Here is a 13,168-nt window from a genome sequence, read left to right as displayed (position 1 = left end):
TTTGATTCTGCAACGTGTTGCAGAAATGCTCAGCCGATGGCAGGTCCGAGCAGGTCATCGGCGTCGGTGATCCGATAGGCGTAGCCCTGTTCGGCGAGGAATCGCTGACGATGTGCCGCGTACTCCGCATCGAGAGTGTCGCGCGAGACCACCGAATAGAAGTGAGCCTGACCGCCGTCGTGCTTGGGTCGCAGTAGGCGTCCGAGTCGCTGCGCTTCTTCCTGTCTCGACCCGAAGGTTCCCGAAACCTGCACGGCGACAGACGCCTCCGGAAGGTCGATCGAGAAGTTCGCGACCTTACTCACCACCAGCGTCTGGATCTCACCGTTACGGAACTGATCGAAGAGGATCTCGCGTTCCTTGTTCTTGGTGGATCCCTTGATCACCGGGGCGTTCAGGGCTTCGCCGAGTTCGTCGAGCTGATCGAGATACGCACCGATCACCAAAGTCGGAGAATCGGGGTGCTTGGCCAGGATCGACTTCACGACCGCAATTTTCGTGTGAGCCGTCGAGCACAGTTTGTAGCGCTCCTCCGGTTCGGCGACGGCATAGGACATGCGCTCGGCGTCCGTCATCGTCACTCGCACCTCGACGCAGTCGGCCGGCGCGATCCAGCCCTGCGCTTCGATGTCCTTCCACGGAGCGTCGTAGCGCTTGGGGCCGATGAGCGAGAAGACGTCGCCTTCGCGGCCGTCCTCACGAACCAGCGTTGCGGTCAGGCCGAGACGGCGGCGCGACTGCAGATCTGCCGTCATCCGGAAGACAGGCGCGGGCAGCAAGTGGACCTCGTCGTAGATCACCAGTCCCCAGTCTCGGGAATCGAAAAGTTCGAGGTGCTTGTACTCGCCCTTCGTGCGACGTGTGATCACCTGGTACGTGGCGATCGTGACCGGCCGAATCTCCTTGCGCTCGCCGGAGTATTCGCCGATTTCTTCCTCGGTCAACGATGTACGCGCGATCAACTCACGCTTCCACTGACGACCGGCAACGGTATTGGTGACGAGGATGAGGGTGGTGGCCTTGGCCTTTGCCATCGCTGCGGCGCCCACCATCGTCTTGCCGGCGCCACACGGCAGCACGACGACGCCCGAACCGCCGGCCCAGAACGAATCCGCTGCCATCTGCTGGTAGTCGCGCAGTTCCCAGTGGCCCTCTTCGAAAGCGAGATCGATCGGGTGCGCTTCGCCGTCCACGTAGCCGGCGAGGTCCTCGGCCGGCCAGCCCACCTTGAGCAGCATCTGCTTGAGGCGGCCGCGTTCGCTCGGGTGGACGATCACGGTGTCGTCGTCGACCTTCTCACCGAGCATCGGCGAGATCTTCTTGTGTCGCATCACCTCGGTGAGGACTGCGCGGTCGAGGCTGACCAGGATAAGGCCGTGCACCGGGCTCTTGACCAGCTGTAAGCGTCCGTACCTGGCCATCGTGTCGACGATGTCGACCAGCAGCGGTTGTGGAACCGCGAATCGTGAGTACGACACGAGCGCGTCGACAACCTGCTCGGCGTCGTGTCCGGCGGCGCGGGCATTCCACAAGGCCAGGGGAGTGATGCGATAGGTGTGGACGTGTTCGGGGGCCCGTTCGAGTTCCGCGAAGGGGGCGATTGCCTGCCTGGCATCGCCGGCGCGCTCGTGGTCGACCTCCAACAGCAGCGTCTTGTCGGATTGGACGATCAACGGTCCGTCGGTCACGGAATCCTCCTAGTGAAGCTAACGCGGCAGCCACAGAGCGTTGCGCCGCGTTGTCGGCTGACGCCAACCCTGCCATTGTCCTGGTATCGGGGCGCAGACGCCAACAGGCGACGCTCGCACAGCCCGAAGTAGAGGTGCCCGAGTGCGAGCACCCCTACGTCAACAGGGCAGGATCGACCGCTATTCCGGGAGGCCCGCGGGTAGTACGAGGATCTTCACGTGTTCGTCGGGTGCGCGCAGAGCTGCGAAAGCGTCCGAGACTCCATCCAGACCGACCCTGCCGGTGATGATCGCTTCGGCGTCGATCTCGCCGTCGGCGAGCCTCTGCAGGGTGATGTCGTAGGCATTCTCGTAAGGACCGTGACCGAAGTTGATCGAGATCCTCCGGAACTGCCCGACGACGGGAATGATCGTCTCGTCGCCGAACGGCGCAGCCAGAACCTGAATCTTCGAGTTGAACGGGAGAGTGTGCATCAGTTCTCCGATGACTCCCGCCCGGCCGCTGCATTCGTAGGCGATCAGAACTCCGTTCGCGGCCTGACCGACAAGCTGGTTGCCTTCGGCGATCATTCGATTCCACAGTTCGATCGGATCCTGCTCGGCCGGATCGACGACGATGTCCGCGCCCATCTTCGCGGCGAGCTCGCGTCGTTTGGGGGAGGGCTCCGACGCGATGACGATCTGCGCTCCGCGCGCTTTCGCGGCGACGATGGCGCCCAGTCCGATCGTTCCGCAACCGATGACGAGCGCCGAATCGGCCGAGGTGAGGCCGGACTGTTGGAGGTGCATCTCGCCGACGTGGAGAGGTTCGGCAAGTGTGGCGTGCTCGAGTGACAGGTGGTCGGGAACTTTGCGGACCCAGAACGCGTCGACGACTATGTGATCGCCGAACGCGCCGTGGTACTCGTTCGAGTAGCCGATGATCGTCGGGATCCCGGTAGCGGTGTCGGTGGCCAAGCCGATGCCGGCCACCCGATCGCCGATCGCGAAATCGTCTACTGCAGAACCGGTCTCGGAGACGATACCCGCGTATTCGTGCCCCAGCACCACTGGCGCGTCCGGATCGAAGGTGGCGAGCGGGTAGCCCCCGTCGTGCGCGACCTGAACGAAGCGGCACGGGTCCTTCGACATGCTCAGGTCACTGCCGCAGATCCCGCAGGCGACGACGTCGATGCGGATCTGATGGGGTGCCAACGGCGGCGGGTCGGCGATCTCGGTGACCGCGAATTCTCCCTGCTGGAAACGGACGGCCCTCATGCGCGCACGGCTCCCGTCTCGGCCGGCCGGCCGTAGTAGTCGGTATGGGCTTTGGTGATCGCTCCGACCAGCCCGCCGATCAGGTACTCGCGATTGTCCTCGGCGAACTGCATGCTCGCCTGACGCCCCACATTTCGCTTCCGGAAGTGCGGGACCACCTCGGAGGCGAACAATTCGTAGCTGCGTTTGGTGTCCTCCCAGCTCGCCATGTCGACGTGAAGGATCAAGAACGTGCCGAACCCTCCCGTCTTCTCGATCAGACGCTCGATCTGTGCGATCGCATCTTCGGGGGTACCGATGATCGCCTGACCGAACTCGCCGAGCGTGTCGTTGCGCCACTGATCGATGACTCCGGCCGGTGTATCTGCCCAGGCCGGGTTCTGGCCGGTCTGTCGATTCACGTAGGAAGCCATCGATCCGATCCGTCGGCTCACGGCGCGCTCGGCCTCCGCTCGGGTCTCGGCGATGAACATCGGATTGACCACACGCCACGTCGCTCGGTCGGCGCGGTGGCCGTGTTCGGCCGAGACCTTCTCGTACACATCCCAGTTGCGATCCAGTGCGTCGAAGCCGCTGGGTGAACTCGCCGCCAATGAGAGCAGGGAGAGCCCGTTCTTGCCTGCGAGCACCGAACCGTTGGGGGAAATCGTCGACGCTGTCACTGTCTCGATGCCGTCCGCGCGATAAGTGGGCAGCTGTGCGCGTGCGTCACGCAACGTGAACCAGTCGGTTTCCATGTTGACGACCTCGCCGCGAAGCAACGCGAGAATGGCCTCGAGCGCTTCGCCCTGGCGACGACGCTGGTCCGACGGGTTGATGCCCATCATGTGTGCATCGAGGGGGATCTTGCCCGGGCCGGTGCCGAAGATGAGCCGTCCGCGGGTCTGCAGATCGAGCTGAGTGATGCGGTCGGCCGTGATCAACGGGTGGTGATAGGGCAGAGACGTCACGCCTGTGCCGAACTGGATGCGCTCGGTTCGCTCTGCGGCGGCCGCGATGAACATGTCCGGGGCAGGCACGATCTCGGCGCCGGTCGAATGATGCTCACCCATCCACGCTTCTTCGAATCCGAGGTGGTCCAGGTGTGTCATGAGGTCGATATCGCGTCTGAGTTGCAGGGCGGGATCGGCGTCGAGCGGATGGTACGGGGCGAGGAAGGCTCCGAAGCGGATGGACGATGCGGACCACACGATGACAACTCCTGTCGACAGGGGAGTGATTTGGATCACTCGCTCTGATCGAGATGTCTAACATGGATCACCTGATCCAATAAGTTGAGCCTCCCGCACAGTGGGAGATTTGTAATCACCTGTAGTTCAACGTTATCTGGTGCAATGACGTCGGATATCGTTGTTGCAAGTCGATCGACTGAACCAAGTACTTTCCGAAGGAGTATTGAAGAGGTATGCAACTGGACGTCACAATCACCCCCGACTCCTCGACCGTCGAACTGAACAGTGTCGACGACTTCACCAGTCTCTCGGTCGTCGTTGGCGGCGACGATCGATCCGAGACTCTGAGTCGGGTACTGGAACCGTGGGGGGAACTCGAGGGGGATCACGTCTGGCTCGACATCGGCCACTTGGAGCAAGCCGTCGCTGCCCGGATCGGAAACACCGAGTGGAGACAGAAGTTCTCCGCGATGGTGGTCTACGCACGCGCCCACGGCTGGGTGGATCGCGACAACAGGGTGCGAGCACACCGTGAATCACTCTGACTCCGCGTTCGCCACGGTTGAGACGTTTGTCGAGCCCGTGCGAAGCTCGTTCGTATGACCGACTCCCGGCAGAACCGTCAAGGCGACGCGACGCGTCTGCGTTTGCTCAAAACTGCTGAAAGGCTTTTCGCGACAGAGGGATTGGATGCAGTTTCGCTGCGCTCGGTCAACGCCGCGGCCGGTCTCGGGCCGTCATCGGTCCACTACCATTTCGGAACCAAGGACGATCTGGTCGCAGCGGTGCTGTTGGACATGGGAACGTCGGTGCGAGATCAGATCAGCGCGAACGTCGACGCCCTCTCCGCCGACAAGACGCCGCCGACGGTGGAGGCACTGGTACGGGCCGTCACTGCGCCCTACAAGGCATTGCTCCTTCGCCATCGCACGCGGGGAATGCGATGGATCAGAATCGTCACGCAGATCTCGCAGCTGCAGATGTCACGACCGGGCCATCCAGCCCTCGAGGCGACCGAGTTGCACCTGCGTGAACATCTTCTCGACCAGGTCCGTCGTACTTTTCCTGCTACCGATCCCGAACGGCTCGAGACTCGCTGGGCGATTGCCTTGATGGGCTTCCTCCAGGCGTTGAGCCGGGCGGACGATTGGAGCGGAAGTGGCAAGCCGCTCGCGCCGGAGCGGCTTGCCGACTTCTACGAGGACCAGGTCGTCTTTCTGGTCGGTGGTGTGCGGCAGTTATTGGGGTGAGCGCCTAATCGATGCGTCTCCTATTTCTGCGCGACCACTGACTTCCGCATTTCCATTACATGAGTAATAGCTTCGGAAATTCCGGACCGGTAACCGATATTCTTTTCGGAATCACCCGGAGTGGAATCAAGCTCCGATTCGAGTCTCGTTTGAATGCGGTCCAGGGTATGGATTGTTCTTTTCACGATGGTTGATTCTCTTTCTGCGGTAAATCCGATAGAAGTATTCCGGATTGCCGAGCGTGTTCGTCGAGGACGCAGAGTGAAGCGAGGGTCATGCCCGCTGCGTACCCGCGCGAGCGTGCGTCAGTTCCTCGATTACGTGACTTGAACAGGTTGAACGTTTCGTGCAGGTGCACAAGGGTGTCGGTGGGGGCAGGCATTGGTCAGCTTCGCAATCAGCTCGTCTTCTCTGGACTTTGCTGTCAGCTCCGCTTCCGCTTACGGATGAACTCGGAAGACTCCGCAGATTTCGCCCGCTTCTCCGCGCGGCGTTCCTTGATCGACTGGGCGGGTTTCTTCATGTTCTTACCCGGCGCCTTGTCAGCCATTGTCGCTCCTCATTTTTCGAAGTGGCAATCACAAACTGACCTCGACCATACTTCATTTACAGAAAAAAGCCAGTTGCTTCTTTTTTGCTACTTTTTTCCGGAGTCGACGGGGCTGACGGAAGTAATTCGGTGCAACGTGAAACGGCGAACCGCGCCGCTCGCGGGGTCGAAGGCGTCCAGCTGTCCGCCGCCCACGCTGACGGGGTCGACGATGCGATGCGTCGCGACCCCCTGGGCGTCGACGTAGCCGATGTTGACGCTCGAATTGTCTCGGGCCGCCGTGGCCAGCAAGGCGATGGTGGCGGCGTTATTCTCCCGTGAACCGTCCGTTCGCACTCCGCCGCGGCCGGGGGCGGAAGCACGGTCTCCGGCCCGCATCGTGCGGACCAACGACGCCAGCTGATCCGCCGACGGGCTCGCCGGCATCCTCGACGCCGGTCGGCTGCGACGGTTGGGTACACGTGCCCCGCGTGGGCGGAGATCGACCAACGTGCCCGAGGAGTCCTCACCTGCCGGCGCGAATCCGGCGGCTCGCAGCTCGGTCAGGACTTCGCGGAGAGGGGCCTGCGAAATCGCGACGGTGGGAGCCAAGGCGCGCAGTGCCAACGGCTCGGCCACTGCGGATGCGAGGACCTCCGCCAGCAGTGACGCGTCCTCACATCGAATGAACGACGCCGCCACTCCGGCACGCAGTCGTCCGTGTCGACGGGCGACATCGTCGATCAGATACGAAAGTGATTGGGGGACAGGAGTCTTCGATTTCGAAGCGAACATCGTATGCAGTTCGGTGGCCGTCAGACCGGCGTCGAGCGCACGACGCACGCTGTCCTCGCTGATGCGGTACATGGACGCCGATCCGGCCGACTCGATGTCTGCGACCAGGCTCACCTGCTCGAGCAGGTCCGGTACCAGCGGGCCGGGCGCAACCAGAGTCAGATCCGCCTGGACCAGGATGTAGTCGATGGGCTCGGGTAGCGCGGACTGCATTTCGGCTTCGGCGTCCCCGCCGTGCAGCAAGGCTCGTCCAGGTGACGACAACGCGCCGCGGGCCACCAGCCCGAGAGCAGCGGCCTCGTCCAGAGTCCGCTCGATCGCGAACGTCCGCAGGCGCCCGCTCCATCGCGGGCGTCGCCACGCCAGCAGCCGACTTACCTCGACGGCCGACGCGGTCTGGCCGCTGTCGAGTTCGGAGAGCAGCCCCAGAATGGCCTGACGATCTCGCGGAGCCGCCGGAGCGCGGCCCTCCTCGGACAACGCCGCGATCGGCTTGTCGGTGGAATCGCGCAGCCCGATCATCCACGGGACTCGAGGTACGTCGACCCAGGCGGACGCCAGGACCTCCCACCGTCGCGCTGTGGATGCGTTCAGCCAGCCGTCGACCGCAAGCGTGGGCGTCCAGTATTCGTCCGCGTTGTCCGAGACCGGCGCCGGGTCTGGTGTTCCACTGGCGATGAGTCCGGCTGCCGAGAGCAACTCGACAAGTAGGCTCACGCGCGCTTCGTCGAGATCGGCCGTCTTGGCCACGCGTCGTAGTTCTCGAACACCGAGCCCACCGGCTCGCAGTGCGGGGGCCGGCGCTGCGCCCAGAACAGCGATCACGTTCTCGCATTGGCGTACCAACTCGAGCGCCTCGCCGGCTGCTGCGGCGTTCACGTCCGCCGGCTTGAGTTTGTCGCCCCCGATGACAGGTGCGGTCAGCGTCGTCGGATCGAAAACCGGCTCGCCGCGGATGACCTGACGAACCGTCGCCGGAAGCTCGACGGTCTGCTCGTCGAGCCACCGCAGCAGGCCGGCCGCCAGCAGTCGTTGAACCGGGCGCTCAGGCGGCGTTCCGGGGGCAGCGTCGCGGGTGCGACCGATCGGGCTGGAGTTGGCGAGTGTCTCGAGGAGATCCCGCTCGCGGGTGTCCAGAGCGTTGAGCGCAGCCGAGATCTCGGTCTCGGTCATCGCCTCGGCAGGTTCGAGGGCGCGCCCCACACGCCACGGAATCATCCCGATGACTGCCGGGACGACGCTGATGGGATCGACACCCCAGATGAGGGCGGACGCGCGCATCTTCGACAGAGACTTGTCGACGGCCTTCTTGGTGACCTTGCCCTTGCCGGTCAGGGCGCGTTCGGCGATCGCACTGTTGAGCTCCGCCCGCGTCATCGGAGTTTCCTCGGCGCCGGCCAGTGCCAACAATTCGAGAAGACCGAAATCGAGGGTGTCGAGTTCGTCCGCGGCTCGGCTGACCGACGCGCGTTGCTGTGCCCGACCGCTGAGAACCACCATCGTGCTCGGCGGCGGTACGGCCAGATCGGGGCGCAGACGCAGCAACTCCGTCAACTCGGCGTCACTGCGCGCCGAGAGCCAATCGGTCAGACTTTCGGCTGCGGAACTGCCCGCCGGGGTGCCACGTGTTTCGGTCATCAGGTATCAGATTAGAGACCTGGTCTGTACGGCGTAACGGCGTCCTGTCAAAATGACTTCGTGGCCAACAATTCGAAGCAACACTATGTAGATCCAGGATGGCCGGAAACTGCAGACGGAGATCACGCAGTGACCGAATTGTCATCGACCCGCGCAGGTGGACTTTCACCCTTCGGCGAGGACACCACCTTTCCGGTTCCGGTGGAGTCACTTCCTTACGTACACCCGCACACCGTCATCAACCGATAACAACTCGACACGAAGAAGGCCCGCACCGAATCGGTGCGGGCCTTCTTGATGTTCGAGCGTCCGAGCGGACAGTCTTGCCGGTGTTACTTGAGGAACGACTTCGCGGTGTCGGCGACTGCGAGGATCTGCGGGTCGACCGGGATACCGTTGGCCTCGGCGAATGCGATTGCCTGATCGATGGCGTCGGCGACCGGGTGTGCAACGGTCTGTGCGACCTGCTGCGCCGGAGCCGGAGCTGCCTGAGGAGCCGTCGTGGCCGGAGCGGAACGCTCGGTGGCGCCGCTGCTCAGCCCGAGGCTGGAGGAGCAGGACGGCCATGCGCCCCAACCCTGGTTTGCGAGAACACGCTCGGCAACAACGATCTGCTGCTCGCGAGTGGCCTGGTTTGCGGTGGCTGCGTACTGTCCGCCGCCGTGTGCGTTCCACGTGCTGGGGGAGAACTGCAGTCCGCCCTGGTAACCGTTGCCTGTGTTGATGGCCCAGTTTCCGCCGGCCTCACACTGGGCGAGACGATCCCAGTCGGAGTCGGGGGCAGCGTTTGCGGTTCCGGTGGCTGCAATTCCTGCTACGCCCATGATGGCGCCGGTGACGGCGACCTTGGCGACAGTGCGGCCGGTGGTGGTGGGCTTGCGATGGCGTCCGCTCATGATGGTCGAAATCCTCTCCACACGCGCCTGCGAGGTCAGCTGTCGGGTTCGGGCTGAGAGGTCGCCCGGCCTCGCCTTTCCTGGCTGGAAAGGGTCTGGCTTCACCCCAAGATTCGGTCTTGCGATCGAACCGGTGTCCACTGGAGAACTTTTCTGTTCTCACAGAGGACTTTGGGTCCCCCGTCCTCGTCCCTGGAATGCTCTGTCGGAAGTCCGGTACCCGCGGGACAAGGCTTGGCGCGGCGGGCCGGAGGTGGCCGAGTTTCCCGGCCGAAAACGACGGTAACGGCTCGAGTCGCTCGTGTCACCATTTGATAACGCGGCGTGGCGAAAGCCGTACAACGCGTCACACAAAGCGCAGGAGACTCTTCCCAGGTAGGTGGGGGTGCCCGAGTGAATGTCCGGTTGTGTCCGTTCCGTTATCCATCCGTAATGTGAGCAAGGTCACACGTTGTGTGGAAATACAATTTCGGGCGATTGAGAGGTGTGTCGATCCGGGCCCAAGGTGTGGCCCGTGTCTCAACATCGAGATCGAAACTTAGGTTAGGTTTGCCTGACTTGCCTCGATTGGGCAGGTTTCGCAGAGTCTTCCAAAGAAGTAGGGCACCCCTCATGAAACTGCAATACCGTCGGCGTGCGGTCACCGCATCACTCGCCGTCGCCGCTGCTGCTGTCGGCCTGGCCGTCACTGCTCCCGCTGCACACGCCTCACCCGAGGATCCGACACACGGTGTTGTCGGAAGCTATTCCGCAACCCAGCCCGGCGACATCGTCGTCGACTCGGCAACCCACCGCGGATACATCACGCAGTACGGCGGACCGACCAGCTCGTTGTCCGTCGTCGACACGAACACCGGCAAGTCCGTCGGCACCATCGACGGCGTCGTCGGTTACCCGTCGGCACTTGCCGTCGACTCAGGCCTCGGACGCGCATACGTGTCCTCCTCCTACGGCGGCGCGATCTCGATTGTCGACACGAAGACCGGGAAGGTCGAAAAGACGGTCACGCTGAGCGAGAAGAACCCCGACGGCTCGCGTCCGCAGATCAACGATGTCGTCGTCGATCCCACAACACACCGCGCGTACTTCTCGGACTACAAGTCCGGCAACATCCGAGTCGTCGACCCCAACGCCGCCGACGCCGTGTCGAGCATTCTGGTCCACAAGTCGGCAACGCCGACCAAGCTCGCCTTCGACAGTGTCCGCGGCTTCCTCTACATCGCGGACACCAACTTCTTCGACGAGAATTACGGCCGCACGCTGTGGCAGGCGGACGTACGCAAGGGCGGAGCACTCAAGTCGATCGTGCGTGCCGACAACCTCTACCCGGTCGACGTCGATGTCGACACGAACACCGGCAACATCTACATGACCGACACCCGGGCAACCAACCTGTGGGCGATCACCCCGGCCGGCGCGGTTCTGTCGAAGACCACGCTGTCTCCGACCGCGATTCCCAACGGCGTGGTCGTCGACGCTGCGGCAGGCATTGCATATGTCGCGGACGTCATGAACGGACACCTGTGGTCGGTCGATCTGACGACCCGCGCCACCACCGCTCTGACCGATACCAAGGTTCCGGCACTGGAGAAGGTCAAAAACCTCGCGCTCGACACCTCGACCGGCGCCATCGCGTCGACGACCAACGGGGGCAAGGTGACAGTCGTTGCTGCGTACCCGCTACCCGCGACCGTCGAATTGCCTGCCGCTCAGGTAGGTAAGGCGTATTCGCAGAAGCTCACTGCCGCCGATGCGCGCGCAACCTTTGCACTCACCAGTGGCACTCTGCCCGGCGGACTGTCCCTCGCACAGGACGGCACCATCTCGGGTACCCCCACCGCTGTCGGCAGCGTCACCGTCGAGGTCACTGCGAAGAGCGTGCTTTCGCGTGCTTCGAGCGTGACCATCGTGGTCTCCGAGGGGCCGGTCGGCCCCGTCGATCCGGGCAACCCGGGAACGGGTACCGGTTCGCTCGGTAACCTCCCCGGACTCGGTAGCCTCGGCCGCTGATACGACCTGATACCAGAGAACCCGACCACAGCAACTGCTGTGGTCGGGTTCTTCGGTCCGCGGGCCCGCTATGCGTAATCGACGCGGTCCACGACTATGCGTAATTCACCCGGTCCACGTCGACGATCTCCTTGCCGAGCGGCATCAGCGAGATCGGAATCATCTTCAGGTTCGCGACCGCGAGCGGAATTCCGATGATCGTGATCGCCATCGCGACGGCGGTGACGATGTGTCCGATCGCCAACCAGATACCGGCGATGATCACCCAGATGACATTGCCGATCATCGAACCGACACCAGCGGTCGGCTTGTCGACGACGGTCTTACCGAACGGCCACAGTGCGTAGATGCCGATGCGGAATGCCGCGATTCCGAAGGGAATCGTGATGATGAGGATGCAGCAGATGATGCCTGCGGCGAAGTAACCCAACGCCAGCCAGAAGCCGCCGAAGACCAGCCAGATCACGTTCAGGAGGATTCTCATGGTCAGTGACCTTTCGGTTGGAGGCGGGAGTGATCAGCGCACGCGTCGACCGGATCTGAGCGTGTAGACGATGGCCAGGAGGAAGCCGATCGGGCACGCGAGTGCTACCAGGTACAACGCCAGGCCGGGTGGGGTGTCGCTGAAGATATGGACTGCGAAGATGGCCACGATCGCCAGGAATCCGACGATGAACAGTGCCATCGCCGTACGGAACAGACCGTTTCCGGTGCCGGAAGTGCGCGGGTTCGGTTGAGGGTCCACACCTACGAGGATAGTGCCTGTAAACCTGGGTGCCGACCCGGGTTCGTCACAGGTAGACTGTTAACAGACTGCGCGCCCCGCTGAAGCAAGTGTGGGGCGCGTTCTTTTGCATTCTTCCACCGGAAGCGATGCGAGCAAGGCCATGAGGCTCTTCCGAGAGCCTCCCGAGCACATTGGGGCAGACGCCCCAGTCGAGTGATGAGCAGGTGAACGCGGTGCCGACCGGCAAGGTGAAGTGGTACGACGTCGAAAAGGGTTTCGGCTTTCTGTCGCAGGAAGAGGGCGAGGACGTCTACGTCCGTGCTTCCGCTCTCCCCGAGGGCGTCGAAGGCTTGAAGGCCGGCCAGCGCGTCGAGTTCGGAATGGCTGCGGGCCGCCGCGGTCCGCAGGCACTGAGCCTGAAGGTACTCGAGCCGGCGCCGTCGTTGCGCGGCGCGACGGCGACGCGTCGTGAGCCCGTCGAGCGTAAGCACACCCCTGATCAGTTGCACGGCATGGTCGAGGACATGATCACGTTGCTCGAGGCGAAGGTCCAGCCGGATCTGCGCAACGGCAAGTACCCGGACCGCAAGACCGCTCAGCGGATCTCCGAGGTCGTCCGGGCCGTCGCTCGCGAGCTCGACACCTGATCGCTCGATACGAGCTGCCATACACGGCTTCGAAACAAAATGCCCTGCACACCAATCGGTGTGCAGGGCATTTTCGACGTTCCGGGGATCAAGCGGTCTTGATCGACCAGATCAGCAGTCCCTGTTCGCTTCCCTCACCGACGGCGAGGTGGATTTCGACGCCGACGAGTTGCTTGACGGGATCGCTCGAAGACTCGACCGTCACTGCCAGGGCCTCGCCGGGCTCGAAGACTCGGGGCTCACCGGTCTGGTTGCCGTCGGCATCCTCGTAGACGGCGAGCAGTGCCCACTGCGCATCCGAGACGTCCGTCGACAACGACAGCTGCAGCGGGTAGCCCGCTGGAACGTCGAGTGCGTAGATGTCGCCCACCTGGGCGCACTGGGACAGGTCGATGGTGCAGAAACCGGCAGGGTTCGTTTCGATCGTCTTGCCGTGTGCGTATGCAGTGATGACCGGCAGCTTGTCGGGGTCGTCATTGATGTTCTTGATGATCACGAAAAGAACGGAGACGTAAGCAACCAGTGCCACCACCATCAGGACACTGATCGCTGCCACGAT

At 63.1% G+C, this 13,168-nt stretch carries 14 protein-coding genes and 1 riboswitch; of the genes, 5 read left to right on the top strand and 9 right to left on the bottom strand.

Going from position 1 to position 13,168, the window contains the following annotated elements:
* Positions 1-29: 29 nt before the first annotated feature.
* From M0639_RS22660 to M0639_RS22650, 3 genes are all read right to left on the bottom strand, one after another.
* On the bottom strand, positions 30-1,688 hold the full coding sequence (locus tag M0639_RS22660; protein WP_003940219.1) for a DNA repair helicase XPB: 1,659 nt from the start codon (positions 1,686-1,688) through the stop codon (positions 30-32).
* 180 nt (positions 1,689-1,868) lie between these two features.
* Positions 1,869-2,945 (bottom strand): alcohol dehydrogenase catalytic domain-containing protein, encoded by a 1,077-nt coding sequence (locus tag M0639_RS22655; RefSeq protein ID WP_064073974.1) that lies wholly within the window; start codon positions 2,943-2,945, stop codon positions 1,869-1,871.
* Positions 2,942-4,135, bottom strand: a complete 1,194-nt coding sequence (locus M0639_RS22650) for an LLM class flavin-dependent oxidoreductase (RefSeq protein WP_064074070.1) — start codon at positions 4,133-4,135, stop codon at positions 2,942-2,944. The genes M0639_RS22655 and M0639_RS22650 overlap by 4 nt, the downstream gene beginning before the upstream one ends.
* Positions 4,136-4,350: 215 nt before the next feature.
* Between M0639_RS22650 and M0639_RS22645 the strand changes: the two genes are divergently transcribed.
* Positions 4,351-4,662: a hypothetical protein gene (locus M0639_RS22645; protein WP_064073975.1), complete on the top strand. Its 312-nt coding sequence runs from the start codon at positions 4,351-4,353 to the stop codon at positions 4,660-4,662.
* A 54-nt stretch (positions 4,663-4,716) separates the two neighbouring features.
* On the top strand, positions 4,717-5,367 hold the full coding sequence (locus M0639_RS22640) for a TetR/AcrR family transcriptional regulator (protein WP_064073976.1): 651 nt from the start codon (positions 4,717-4,719) through the stop codon (positions 5,365-5,367).
* A 424-nt stretch (positions 5,368-5,791) separates the two neighbouring features.
* Here the strand turns inward: M0639_RS22640 and M0639_RS34975 are convergent, their stop codons facing one another.
* Together M0639_RS34975 and M0639_RS22635 are read right to left on the bottom strand one after the other, a co-directional pair.
* Positions 5,792-5,917, bottom strand: a complete 126-nt coding sequence (locus M0639_RS34975) for a hypothetical protein (protein WP_003940363.1) — start codon at positions 5,915-5,917, stop codon at positions 5,792-5,794.
* An 87-nt stretch (positions 5,918-6,004) separates the two neighbouring features.
* Positions 6,005-8,329: a helicase-associated domain-containing protein gene (locus M0639_RS22635; RefSeq protein WP_064073977.1), complete on the bottom strand. Its 2,325-nt coding sequence runs from the start codon at positions 8,327-8,329 to the stop codon at positions 6,005-6,007.
* 60 nt (positions 8,330-8,389) lie between these two features.
* Here M0639_RS22635 and M0639_RS22630 point away from each other — a divergent pair, with 60 nt between their 5' ends.
* Positions 8,390-8,578 (top strand): hypothetical protein, encoded by a 189-nt coding sequence (locus M0639_RS22630; protein ID WP_019744939.1) that lies wholly within the window; start codon positions 8,390-8,392, stop codon positions 8,576-8,578.
* A gap of 83 nt (positions 8,579-8,661) precedes the next feature.
* Here M0639_RS22630 and M0639_RS22625 read toward each other — a convergent pair whose 3' ends face one another.
* On the bottom strand, positions 8,662-9,225 hold the full coding sequence (locus M0639_RS22625) for a transglycosylase family protein (protein WP_003939675.1): 564 nt from the start codon (positions 9,223-9,225) through the stop codon (positions 8,662-8,664).
* Between the two features lie 8 nt (positions 9,226-9,233).
* A riboswitch (cyclic di-AMP (ydaO/yuaA leader) is annotated at positions 9,234-9,443 on the bottom strand.
* A 394-nt stretch (positions 9,444-9,837) separates the two neighbouring features.
* Here M0639_RS22625 and M0639_RS22620 point away from each other — a divergent pair.
* A complete protein-coding gene (locus tag M0639_RS22620) occupies positions 9,838-11,235 on the top strand; it encodes a YncE family protein (protein ID WP_058226123.1) in 1,398 nt (465 codons plus the stop codon).
* 94 nt (positions 11,236-11,329) lie between these two features.
* On the opposite strand, the gene M0639_RS22615 is transcribed toward M0639_RS22620, so the two are convergent.
* Together M0639_RS22615 and M0639_RS22610 are read right to left on the bottom strand one after the other, a co-directional pair.
* Entirely contained in the window at positions 11,330-11,719 is a 390-nt protein-coding gene (locus tag M0639_RS22615; protein ID WP_003939919.1) for a YccF domain-containing protein, read from the bottom strand.
* Between the two features lie 33 nt (positions 11,720-11,752).
* Positions 11,753-11,980, bottom strand: coding sequence for a hypothetical protein (locus M0639_RS22610; RefSeq protein WP_003940194.1), 228 nt, complete (start codon positions 11,978-11,980; stop codon positions 11,753-11,755).
* Positions 11,981-12,195: 215 nt separating this feature from the next.
* Between M0639_RS22610 and M0639_RS22605 the strand changes: the two genes are divergently transcribed.
* On the top strand, positions 12,196-12,609 hold the full coding sequence (locus M0639_RS22605; protein ID WP_007733502.1) for a cold-shock protein: 414 nt from the start codon (positions 12,196-12,198) through the stop codon (positions 12,607-12,609).
* A gap of 88 nt (positions 12,610-12,697) precedes the next feature.
* On the opposite strand, the gene M0639_RS22600 is transcribed toward M0639_RS22605, so the two are convergent.
* Positions 12,698-13,165 (bottom strand): DUF2771 domain-containing protein, encoded by a 468-nt coding sequence (locus tag M0639_RS22600; protein WP_223304425.1) that lies wholly within the window; start codon positions 13,163-13,165, stop codon positions 12,698-12,700.
* Positions 13,166-13,168 lie beyond the last annotated feature (3 nt).

Source organism: Rhodococcus qingshengii JCM 15477, from assembly GCF_023221595.1.
GTDB lineage: Bacteria > Actinomycetota > Actinomycetes > Mycobacteriales > Mycobacteriaceae > Rhodococcus_F > Rhodococcus_F qingshengii.
The sequence above is the reverse complement of the archived record's forward strand: the minus strand, read 5'-3'. Positions and strand labels throughout refer to the sequence as shown.

Excerpts from the sequence above, each read along its gene's own strand:
- M0639_RS22655 (WP_064073974.1), bottom strand. The coding sequence starts at position 2,945 with ATGAGGGCCGTCCGTTTCCAGCAGGGAGAATTCGCGGTCACCGAGATC.
- M0639_RS22645 (WP_064073975.1), top strand. The coding sequence starts at position 4,351 with ATGCAACTGGACGTCACAATCACCCCCGACTCCTCGACCGTCGAACTG.
- M0639_RS22640 (WP_064073976.1), top strand. The coding sequence starts at position 4,717 with ATGACCGACTCCCGGCAGAACCGTCAAGGCGACGCGACGCGTCTGCGT.
- M0639_RS34975 (WP_003940363.1), bottom strand. The coding sequence starts at position 5,917 with ATGGCTGACAAGGCGCCGGGTAAGAACATGAAGAAACCCGCCCAGTCG.
- M0639_RS22635 (WP_064073977.1), bottom strand. The coding sequence starts at position 8,329 with ATGACCGAAACACGTGGCACCCCGGCGGGCAGTTCCGCAGCCGAAAGT.
- M0639_RS22625 (WP_003939675.1), bottom strand. The coding sequence starts at position 9,225 with ATGAGCGGACGCCATCGCAAGCCCACCACCACCGGCCGCACTGTCGCC.
- M0639_RS22620 (WP_058226123.1), top strand. The coding sequence starts at position 9,838 with ATGAAACTGCAATACCGTCGGCGTGCGGTCACCGCATCACTCGCCGTC.
- M0639_RS22615 (WP_003939919.1), bottom strand. The coding sequence starts at position 11,719 with ATGAGAATCCTCCTGAACGTGATCTGGCTGGTCTTCGGCGGCTTCTGG.